Here is an 8,950-nt window from a genome sequence, read left to right as displayed (position 1 = left end):
GGACGGGCGCCTCACCCTGCCACTTGACAGACGTCCACTACATATCAGTCGAGCTTCTCCGCGACCGCGCACTTCAGTCTTCGAACCCAAAAGACGACTCACCAATCGTCACTCGCGAGGGAGACGATGGCAGAAGTGCTGCCGATATGCATAACCACGGCATCAACACGGCGAGAGGCAGCCTTGCCGAAGCGATTGGTGACTTGCTCGTCTACGACGCTGACGGCGAACGTACTGAACTCGTCCGACCGCATCTTGACGCACTCGCGAGCGATCCAGTCCTCTTCGTCCGCTCGTGCGTTGCACATACAGTCGCAGCGTCACTCCGACATGCTCGTCCGGACGCAGTCGCGGCGTTCGAAAAGCTGATCGATGCCGACGACCGAATCTTGGCGGCGGGGATGGTGACGCGCTTGATGCTCTACATCGGCAATGTCGATCCAGAGATTATTGACCCAGTTATCCAGCGGATGTTGCAGTCACAAGACGCTGAGGCACGCGAAGCGGGCGGAGCACTCGCAGCATTCGCTGCCCTCGAATGGAGCCGTCCCGAATTGATGACGCAGGCGTTGGCAGGTGACGCCCGGACGCGCAAGGGCGCTGCGAAGATCTGCGCCAATCGCGTTGACCGCACCTTGAACGCCGAGCTTGCGAGCTCCACTCTGATCGGCCTCATGGATGACGACGATGACGGAGTCCTAGAGGCTGCCGCTGAGGTCGCTCCTCACCTACGCGGCCATTCACTCCGTCCCTTCGCCGATCTGCTGACTGCGCTCATTGAATCGCCTGCTTACGACCATGCCACACCGCAGCTACTGATTACGCTGCAGCACGCGCCAGACAAGGTTGACGGTCTTGTTTTGAAGGCGGCGCAACGTTTTATTTCCGTCTTTGGCTGCGAAGCCGGTGATATTCGGACAGGTGCTGCGGGCGACGCGCACTACATCAGTGAGCTCGTAGTCCGTGGCTTGGCACAATCTCGCAACCGAAGCCATCGGGCGGCATTGCTCGACGTTGTGGACACCCTCCTCGAGGCCGGTGTATATGGCGTGAACGACGCGATCGCAGAAGCTGAGCGACTGTAGAACCCTGCAGACATCGCGAACTTCCTCAGCACGGCCAGCGCAGTGACTGCGACCAGCCAGCGGCAGGCTAAGTGGCTGAGCTTAGGTGATCCGAGGCCCTTGGCGCCCGGCGGAAATACCCGTCTGTTTGAGGCTTCGTCGAGCGGTTGCCTTCGCGACCGAAGAGATCGTTACGCTTTCTTCCCTGTGCAGGAGGGCGGTCTGAAATGCCCGCGACCGGAGGTCCAGGCCCTGCTGACTTTTCAGTCGGCGAAGGTCCGAGAGCGTTACACATTGCTTCCTTCACAGTCTCCCCACATTCGCAGAAACCAAGACACGTCGACCCGGCCCGAATGCAAAGACCAGAACGCTAGATCAGTCATCACACCTCTGGCACCAAGATGCACTCCGGGCCCTTCTGTAAGCGACGGTGTAACGAGGGCGCGTTATGAAGGAACCCATGACCAACACCCGGCGCTCATCTCCCCCTCGTCCTCTCGCTCTCTCGCTGTCCGCTGCGGGTCGTGTGATCAGCCGATGCCCGTCGAGCGGTTCCCCCGGGCAAGCTGGACTGACCGTTGCAAGTAAGCCGTGTACAAGCGATGTCGCCGGGACGAGCGGGACGTTGCATGGCAAGCAAGAGTCAGCCAGTCAGAATTGGGCGGCACGGATTAAGGAAGTCGACTGCACGAACCACCAAGGCCCCGCCCTTAGCTTTCGTTGAGTTCGGCTTGGCCGGTCGACCATCGACGTCCTAGCGAGCCAGTCACGGGGCACGACGGACTCCGGACAGTTAGTCCTTGATCTCGTCTGCTTGCAGCAGCCACTCACGGAAGCGGGAGAGTTGAACGCGGCGCAGCCTCGGTCCAACTGAAATCACCGGGAGTTTCTGATCCTTCATCCAACGCAGCACGGTCCCCTGGCTTACACGCATAAGCGTGCAGATTTCATCAGTTGTCAGAAGCTCAGGCTGCCCCTCGAGCAGGGTGTCCACGACCTCGGGATCATTCATCTTCGCACTCCATAGTCTCGACGATCGGCTTTGTGCCTTTGAAGCACAGACTAAGAGTTGAGCAAGCGACAGCCATTATCGCCATCCATGTGTGTACCCAGGTCAGCCAATGTCTCGAGCGGGGTTGAGGGGTGTCCATGTGGCAGGTCGAGACAGGCTGGCCTTGGGGTAGGCCGCAGACCACACGGAGGAATGCGCATGCCGTCACAAGCCTGGGTCGTCCGCGCAGGGTCGCGTGGGGAACACGAGCAGTACAACATCGAGTCCAGCCGGTCGACCATCGACTGGGCCGAGGTCGCGACATCGGGCCCTATCTCTCCAAGGACGCGATCCAGAAGATGTTGGCTCCGCTCTACCCCGGTGCCCCGGACCGGCGGACACCGGCAGATCCTCATCGGTGACAAAACTACTTCGAGGCCGGCCTGGATCTGCTGTGCCCGGCCCGCAGAGGCAAGCCTGCCCGGCCAGGGGCCCGCTTCTTCAAGCCGCTACGCCAGGTCATCGAGTCGTTCAAAGACGCCCTCACGGGCCAGCTCGACCTGGAAACCCACGGTGGCTGCACTGTGGCCGGGATCGGCGCCCGCATCACCCAACGCCTGTTGGCGCTGACCTCCGCAATCTGGTGCAACGACATCATCGTCGCCCCCATCAAGCGATCACTCTGACTGCCTGCGGCCACTGCCCCCTTTGAATCACTCATCCAGGCCCATCGGAAGCCAGCGAAAATGGGTCTTGGTCTCTCCCCCTCAGGCTTAGGCCTTGCGGGCGAGGTCCACGACCTGCTCTCCGACTCTCCTGTTCTTTGACCTCGGTCGCGGGTGGCAGCTCGGTTCATAGAGGTCGCCGGGATCTGCGCTTTCTCCCGTGGGTACAGGGCGCTACTGGAGTTGCTGATCGGTCCAGTTCTGGATGACGTAACCAGTCTGGTCCTTGGTGACTTGGAAGGTCATGTGGGCCGGGTCGGGCGTCAGGGTCCAGCCATCCCCGGACTGCCAAGTCCAGGAGGCCACGACGTAGTACGTGGTGGTGTCGCCCTGGGGGTAGGTGTCGGTGACTTGCACCTGAGAAGTGCTTGTGGCGTCGTGTTCGGCGGCTTCCCACCAGTCCTCGGGCAGTACGGGTTTGGCGGGGGTGACGAAGATTTCCTGGTAGTTGTCCACGAACAAGGGCAGGGCCCGGCGGTAGGCGTCGGTGGGTGAGACGTCGGTGGTGGTGTCCCAGGTGGTCATGACCTGGGCAGCGGTGGTGACGAGTTCATCGGCGCTCATGCCCTTGCGGTTCAGCTTCCGGGCCGTCACCCCAGGGGAGCTCGAGGCCGTGGCGGGTGGTGCGGTGGTTTCCCAGGCCATGCCGGTGGCGGCATCGGCGGGAGTAGTCGACGGGGGCGCGGCAGTCTGCGCGGTGGTCGGGGTGGCGTCAGTGGTATCTGGCTGGGTGGTCCGGGTGACGGCGTAGACGATGCCGGTGGTCAGCAGGACGACGGCGACCACGATGGCGGCGAGGAGGAGGGTGAATCGGGTGGAGCGCATGGGTTGAACTATTCCTGGGTGGAGGCGGGCAGTCGAATGTATCCGGGAACGTCGCTGACCGGGGTGTTGGTCACCGAGTAGGTGTTGGGGGTAGCGAGGTTGTAGTGCTCGATGATGGCGGTGTCCCCCTGGACGGCGGCGACGAAGCCGACGTGGCCGTAGCCACCGCCGATGTCGTTGTACCCCCACCAGGCGATGTCCCCCGGGCGAGGATCATCGGTGTGGAAGCTGACGCCCTCGGCCTGGGTGAGGATGTCCTTCCAGGAGCCTGCCCCGGATTGGCCGGGGCCGTAGCCGACGCCGAGGGCGGCGAAGGTGAACGGCGGCTTGCCCTCGCCTTCGCTCCAGCCGAGGGATTGGTTGATGCGCCACATCACGAAGTCGGTGCACTGGCGCTGGGTGTGACCGAACAGGCTGCGGGCGTGGCCCCAGCCGTCGACGCCGACGGGCTCACGGTAGGGGTAGTCGTCGACGCCGACGCCCTCGACGTTGAGCTCGCCCAGGGCGGCGCAGAGCCCGGCGCCGCCGGTCCCGCCGGCGGCGGTGGTGATCTTCTGGACGTACTGCTGGGTCTCCTGGAACGGGGGGATGCGTTGGTGTTTGAGCACGGCACCGGGTCCGGCGTTGTAGGCGGCCAGGGTGAGCCGGATCGTCTCGTGCTCGTTCTGGGCCAGCGGGGCGACCTGGGCGCGCAGGTGCTTCATGTACCGACCCTGGGCGGCGATGGCGGCAAACGGGTCGAAGGGGTCGGCCCCGTCACCGAACTGGGCCCAGGTGGCGGGCATGAACTGGGTCAGGCCCTGCGCCCCGACCGGGGAGACCGCAGTGGGGTCCCACCGGGATTCCTGGTTGATCTGGGCGGCCAGCACGGCTTCGGGCAACCCGGCGTGATCTGCGGCGGTGGCGATGGCTTGGCGGTATTCGTTGGGCACGGACCCGGTCCCGGCCTCCGGGCGGCAGACCCCACCCTCGGCGGCCGGTCCCTCGAAGACGGCCAGGGTGAGCAACAGCAACACCGCGCCCAGGATCAGTCCGAGCAGGGCGGTGCCCAGGCACCCGAGTCCGACGGCGGTCTTGTTCAGCATCGGCTCACATGCCCTGAACGACGGCCGCGGTGACCTGCAGGTAAGCGACCCGGGTGCGAGGGGCCAGGGCCTCCCAGATGATCTCCCCGCCGTCGTCCAGGGTGCGGTCGTAGGGCACCACGACGACCGAGCGGACCAGGCCCGTCAGGCTGTTCTGGATCTCCGCCAGCCGCTGCTTGGAGGCGGTGCGCGGCTGGGTGATGATGGCGACCCCGTTGGCCAGTTTCTCCCCGTAGCCTTCGGCGCGCAGGGCGTCGATGGTGGTGAAGGCCCGGCGGGCGGCGTCTTCCTTGTTGGAGATGGCCACCACGAGCACGTCGGCCACGTCGACGGCGGCCTGCCAGGTGGGGGCGGTGGAGGCGTTGCCGGTGTCCACGATGGCCAGTTGGTAGAACTGGCGCAGCGCGGCGTGCATCCGCCGGAAGGCGGTGGCGTTGATGACCTCTTTGGTCCCGGCCTCGTTCTGGGAGGCCAGCACGTGGAACTTGTTCTCGCCCTGGGGGCGGATGTACCCGGCGAGTTTGTCGGCGTGTTCGGGGGTGGTGAAGTCCTCGATGTGTTCCAGCAGGTCCAGGGCGGTGTGGGAGTGCGCGGCCGGTATGGCCCGGTCGCCGAGGTTCCCGGCGTTCTCGTTGTTGTCCCAGGCCAGCACCATCCCGCCCCTCACCCGGCCGAGGGTGGCGGCCAGCAGGTAGGTGGCGGTGGTCTTGGAGGCCCCGCCCTTGATGTTCACCACCACGGCCGTGCGGTGCCCGGGCAGGCCCTTCTGCACGGTGGCGTTCAACGCCCGGGTGCGTTGCTCCCCGGCCCCGGGGGCCAGCCGCAGCCCGAGGGCACTGTTCAGGGCTCCGCGCCACCCGGTGTGAGCCGGGCTGAGGGCGTCCCGGCGGCTCTGGGTGCGGGTGGCAAACGCCTCGGCCGCGGAGGCCGGCTGCCGAGGGCCTGCCGCAGCGGGAGCGGGCGCGACATGTTCCACCGTGCCGGCCAGCGAGTCTGTGCCCGGGTCCTCCCCGCTCGGTTCGGCTGGCTCGATGTCAGCGGTGCTCGGGGCAGCGACGGGGTCGTAGCGGTGGGTGCGCACCCCGGGCAGGTGGGTGTCGATCGTGATCTGTTGCCCGGAGCGGGTGGCCATGTTCTGTCCGATCGTGGGCAGGTTGTCCATGGTCACCGGGGACAGACGTTGGCCCTCGACGTCGGCCAGGTGGAAGTCCGAGTACTCCAACCGGTAGTCCGGCACCCCGTCCCCGGACGCTGGGGCCAGCTGGCCCTCGACCAACCGCCAAGCACCGGGGGTGAAACCGGGGCCGGAGGTGTGGGCCTCGGATAATCCGAGCAGGGGCGCGGACCGGTGGGAGTACCCGGTGATCTTGGCCGTGGCGACTTCAAGGGATTCTGCCCGGACGCGGGTGCCGGTGCGATCCACCAGGGTGACCTTCGCGCTGAGCCAGAGGGTGCTAACCGGAGCCATGATGCTTCTCCTTCAGATGAGGTGGGGTGTCACCAGAAGTTCGCTCGGTCGGCAGCGAGTGTGTGTCAACGAGAACGGCCAGTGATCACCGGATTTCGGTGACCCTGGCCGTTGCCGCAGTATCAGCGAGATAGCAGTTCAGTAGCAGAGTGCTATCAACCGGTCGCGAGCTGGGGAGCGGTCAGCTCGGGGGTTGAGGTCGCCAGGGATTCCCGCACTTCGGTGGCGGCGTTCTTGATCCGGTCCGGGTCGAACCCGGTGAAGCGTTCGGTGGGGGTCTCGATGACCGGCATCTGCTGGAACCCGGCCGCACGCAGCGCGGCCAGCTTGGACTGGTTCTCCTCCAAGGCCAGGTCGATGTACTCGTACGGGACGTTCTCCCGGTCCAACAGGGCGGTGGCGCGCGTGCACTGCACACAGTCCTGGGTGCCGTTGACGGTGATCATGGGGTCCTCCGCGGGGAACAGGGATGGCTGGATGGTCGTGGCTGCCTGGATGGTCATGGGGTCCTCAGAACGGGTTCTCGGTGGCAACGAGGTCGTCCTCGTCGACGGCGGTAGTGATCAGGGTGAGCAGGTCATCGACGTCCAGGCCCTCGTCTCTGGTGTTGTCGATCCACCAGCCGGCCCGGACCAGAGACTTGGCGACCTCGATGACCTGTTCAGCATCGAAGACAGGCCGGTGCGCCTCGGCCGCGTCGATGAGCTCGGTGAGCACTTGATAGCGGAGGCGAGTGGCCCACCGCACCTGCCCCTCCGAACCGGTCAGTTCAGGCAGGCCGTGCTCCTCCTCGAACCCCTGCGCCTGGATCAGCAGGTCCTGGTTGTGCTTGTCGAACTCATCGCGCCGAGATGCCTTGAAGCACCGGGAGCAGACGAAGTTCTTCCCCAGCCCGAAGGCCTTGGCCTTGCGTTTGCCAGCAGGCGTGGACGAGAGGTCCTTGGTTTCGGCATGGCCGCACTTGAACTGGATCGAGAGGGTGGTCGGGATTGCCATGGGTCGTCCTTTCATCGGATGCCCCCAGTTCGACCGGTCCAGTGCAGACGCGTGTCGGCGACGCGGAGTCAGGCGGCCACGCGGTGACGCAAGACGGTCACCATCAGCCCTATCACCCTGCCCACGGCGATGTACCGGGAGAAGGTGGGGTCGGCGGGAGCGTCGGTTGCGCTGTCGGGCGGCCCGGCGTGTCCGGATGACGCGGGCATGGGCCGTCTGGGTCGCCACGAGCGTGGATGCAGAGCTGCGCGAGCAGGTCCAGGAGCGGATGCCCACGTGGGCCAGGACCGGGCGCGGTCGGGTTCTGCTGGCCGGGCGGCCGTGATCGCCCTGCTGGTCTGGGCTCTGGTGTTCAGCATCATCGCCGGCCTCTAGAAGCCCGTGTCCCGGCGGGCCTGGTGCGGGTGTTGCTGACACACACTCCCTGCGTCACCGGGCGAACTGTCCTCGAGAACCCACTCAAGGAGGACATCATGCTCGACGGAATTGATCCCTGGGGCCTGACCGGCCCGGACGGACTGAACTCGGTCGCCGCCACATTCATCGGCGCGGCGATCATCCTGCTGGCCATCGGTTGCGTCGTCGGACTGGTCCGCTGGCTCGGCGGCAAGGCCACCGGCTCATCGGAGGGCTCCACCAAGGGCCTGAAGATGGCCGGGGCCGGGGTGCTCGGGGCGGTGGTGCTGGGCTCGCTCGGTGGGGCGGTGCAGTGGGGATCGTCCCTGGGCACCGACTCGCTGATGCCTGCGGCCGCCCGCCCCGGGCAGGTCGTGATCGACCGCAAGGCGCCCAAGACGACCTGCACCGCGCAGGCGGTCCGGAACTTCGACGACGAAGACCCCAAGCTCGACCAGCCCAAGCGCGCCGCCGTGGTCAAGGAGGTCTCCCAGGGCGGGCTGACGGTCGAACCCGGTGAACAGGTCATGACCTTGAAGTGGTATCCGACCGGCACGGACTGCTCGGCAGAGAACACCGAGGCGGCCTCGGGCACCGAGGTCGAGATGCGCGTCTACGACACCGTCGCGGTCGGCGGATCGGACGAGCAGGTCCTCACACACACCATCGACTGACCAACCACACCGACAGATTTCCTGTGCCCGACGGGGGCATAGGGGGGAGCCCCGTGCAGGGGCACAAGGAAAGGGAAACGAACCATGAATGCACTGACTTCGCTGTCCGTGATGGCCAAGGGGTACGACCCGGGGGTGACGCCGAACTTCAACGCCCCGTGGATGGACCAGCTGCAGAACATCGGCGGGATGGTGCTGGCCACCGCGCTGGTGCTGTTCGTCATCGCCGTGGTCGCCGGGCTGGTGGTGTGGCTGTTCGGCAAGCTCTCCGGCGGTGGCCGGGCCCAGGACGCGGGCCTGAGCATCCTGCTGTGGGGCGTGGTCGCGGCCGTGGTCGTCGGTTCCATCGGCGGGATCATCTCCTGGGCCACCGGCGTGCCCCTGTTCGCCTGAGCTGCTTCGGACGACGGGAAGGAGGGGTCATGAATCTGTTGGAACCGATGCAGGCGTTCTTGCGCGACGGCATCCTGGGTTTCGCCACGGCGGCGTGGGCCTTCATCCGGGACTCGTTCTCGGCCGGGTCCATGACCCCGGAGTGGTGGATGACCATCGTCGGGGGCACGGTCGTAGTGAACGTGGATGGGCAGGCGGCCGCCACGATCGAGCACCCCGGGATGCTCAACGTCATGGTGTTGGCCATGATCCCCTTCCTGCTGATCTTCGTCGCCGTGCAGGTCATCTGGTCCCTGTTCCGGTCCTCCACGGCCGGGGTCATCCGGGCCCTGA

The 8,950-nt window shown here is 65.9% G+C and carries 8 protein-coding genes and 2 pseudogenes; 4 read left to right on the top strand and 6 right to left on the bottom strand.

The window, feature by feature from the left end; translation table 11 throughout:
- Positions 1–1,085 (top strand): annotated as a pseudogene (locus tag Q0283_RS00245) (hypothetical protein); the annotation flags it as partial.
- A gap of 772 nt (positions 1,086–1,857) precedes the next feature.
- Here Q0283_RS00245 and Q0283_RS00240 read toward each other — a convergent pair.
- The 6 genes from Q0283_RS00240 to Q0283_RS00215 all read right to left on the bottom strand — a co-directional run bounded on the left by Q0283_RS00240 (position 1,858) and on the right by Q0283_RS00215 (position 7,154).
- Positions 1,858–2,076 carry a helix-turn-helix domain-containing protein gene (locus Q0283_RS00240; RefSeq protein WP_298041890.1) on the bottom strand — a complete coding sequence of 73 codons (219 nt, stop codon included), beginning with the start codon at positions 2,074–2,076 and terminating at the stop codon, positions 1,858–1,860.
- 878 nt (positions 2,077–2,954) lie between these two features.
- Positions 2,955–3,605, bottom strand: a complete 651-nt coding sequence (locus Q0283_RS00235; protein ID WP_298041888.1) for a hypothetical protein — start codon at positions 3,603–3,605, stop codon at positions 2,955–2,957.
- An 8-nt stretch (positions 3,606–3,613) separates the two neighbouring features.
- A complete protein-coding gene (locus tag Q0283_RS00230; RefSeq protein WP_298041887.1) occupies positions 3,614–4,690 on the bottom strand; it encodes a transglycosylase SLT domain-containing protein in 1,077 nt (358 codons plus the stop codon).
- A gap of 4 nt (positions 4,691–4,694) precedes the next feature.
- Entirely contained in the window at positions 4,695–6,158 is a 1,464-nt protein-coding gene (locus Q0283_RS00225) for a chromosome partitioning protein (RefSeq protein ID WP_298041886.1), read from the bottom strand.
- Positions 6,159–6,313: 155 nt separating this feature from the next.
- Positions 6,314–6,661 carry a glutaredoxin family protein gene (locus tag Q0283_RS00220; RefSeq protein ID WP_298041885.1) on the bottom strand — a complete coding sequence of 116 codons (348 nt, stop codon included), beginning with the start codon at positions 6,659–6,661 and terminating at the stop codon, positions 6,314–6,316.
- Between the two features lie 7 nt (positions 6,662–6,668).
- Positions 6,669–7,154 carry a hypothetical protein gene (locus tag Q0283_RS00215; RefSeq protein ID WP_298041884.1) on the bottom strand — a complete coding sequence of 162 codons (486 nt, stop codon included), beginning with the start codon at positions 7,152–7,154 and terminating at the stop codon, positions 6,669–6,671.
- A 473-nt stretch (positions 7,155–7,627) separates the two neighbouring features.
- On the opposite strand from Q0283_RS00215, the gene Q0283_RS00210 reads away from it, so the two are divergent.
- The 3 genes and pseudogenes from Q0283_RS00210 to Q0283_RS00200 form a co-directional block, all read left to right on the top strand.
- Entirely contained in the window at positions 7,628–8,224 is a 597-nt protein-coding gene (locus Q0283_RS00210; protein WP_298041882.1) for a hypothetical protein, read from the top strand.
- Between the two features lie 84 nt (positions 8,225–8,308).
- The gene (locus Q0283_RS00205) at positions 8,309–8,617 is read left to right on the top strand and encodes a hypothetical protein (RefSeq protein WP_298041880.1); all 309 of its coding nucleotides are present in this window, start codon (positions 8,309–8,311) and stop codon (positions 8,615–8,617) included.
- Positions 8,618–8,646: 29 nt separating this feature from the next.
- Positions 8,647–8,950 (top strand): annotated as a pseudogene (locus Q0283_RS00200) (hypothetical protein); the annotation flags it as partial.

The organism is uncultured Citricoccus sp. (genome assembly GCF_937871995.1).
Classification (GTDB): Bacteria; Actinomycetota; Actinomycetes; order Actinomycetales; family Micrococcaceae; genus Citricoccus.
This window is presented reverse-complemented; position numbering and strand designations above follow the sequence as displayed.

Coding starts and splice junctions, on each gene's coding strand:
- Q0283_RS00205 (WP_298041880.1), top strand. CDS start 8,309: ATGAATGCACTGACTTCGCTGTCCGTGATGGCCAAGGGGTACGACCCG.
- Q0283_RS00210 (WP_298041882.1), top strand. CDS start 7,628: ATGCTCGACGGAATTGATCCCTGGGGCCTGACCGGCCCGGACGGACTG.
- Q0283_RS00240 (WP_298041890.1), bottom strand. CDS start 2,076: ATGAATGATCCCGAGGTCGTGGACACCCTGCTCGAGGGGCAGCCTGAG.
- Q0283_RS00230 (WP_298041887.1), bottom strand. CDS start 4,690: ATGCTGAACAAGACCGCCGTCGGACTCGGGTGCCTGGGCACCGCCCTG.
- Q0283_RS00225 (WP_298041886.1), bottom strand. CDS start 6,158: ATGGCTCCGGTTAGCACCCTCTGGCTCAGCGCGAAGGTCACCCTGGTG.
- Q0283_RS00220 (WP_298041885.1), bottom strand. CDS start 6,661: ATGACCATCCAGGCAGCCACGACCATCCAGCCATCCCTGTTCCCCGCG.
- Q0283_RS00235 (WP_298041888.1), bottom strand. CDS start 3,605: ATGCGCTCCACCCGATTCACCCTCCTCCTCGCCGCCATCGTGGTCGCC.
- Q0283_RS00215 (WP_298041884.1), bottom strand. CDS start 7,154: ATGGCAATCCCGACCACCCTCTCGATCCAGTTCAAGTGCGGCCATGCC.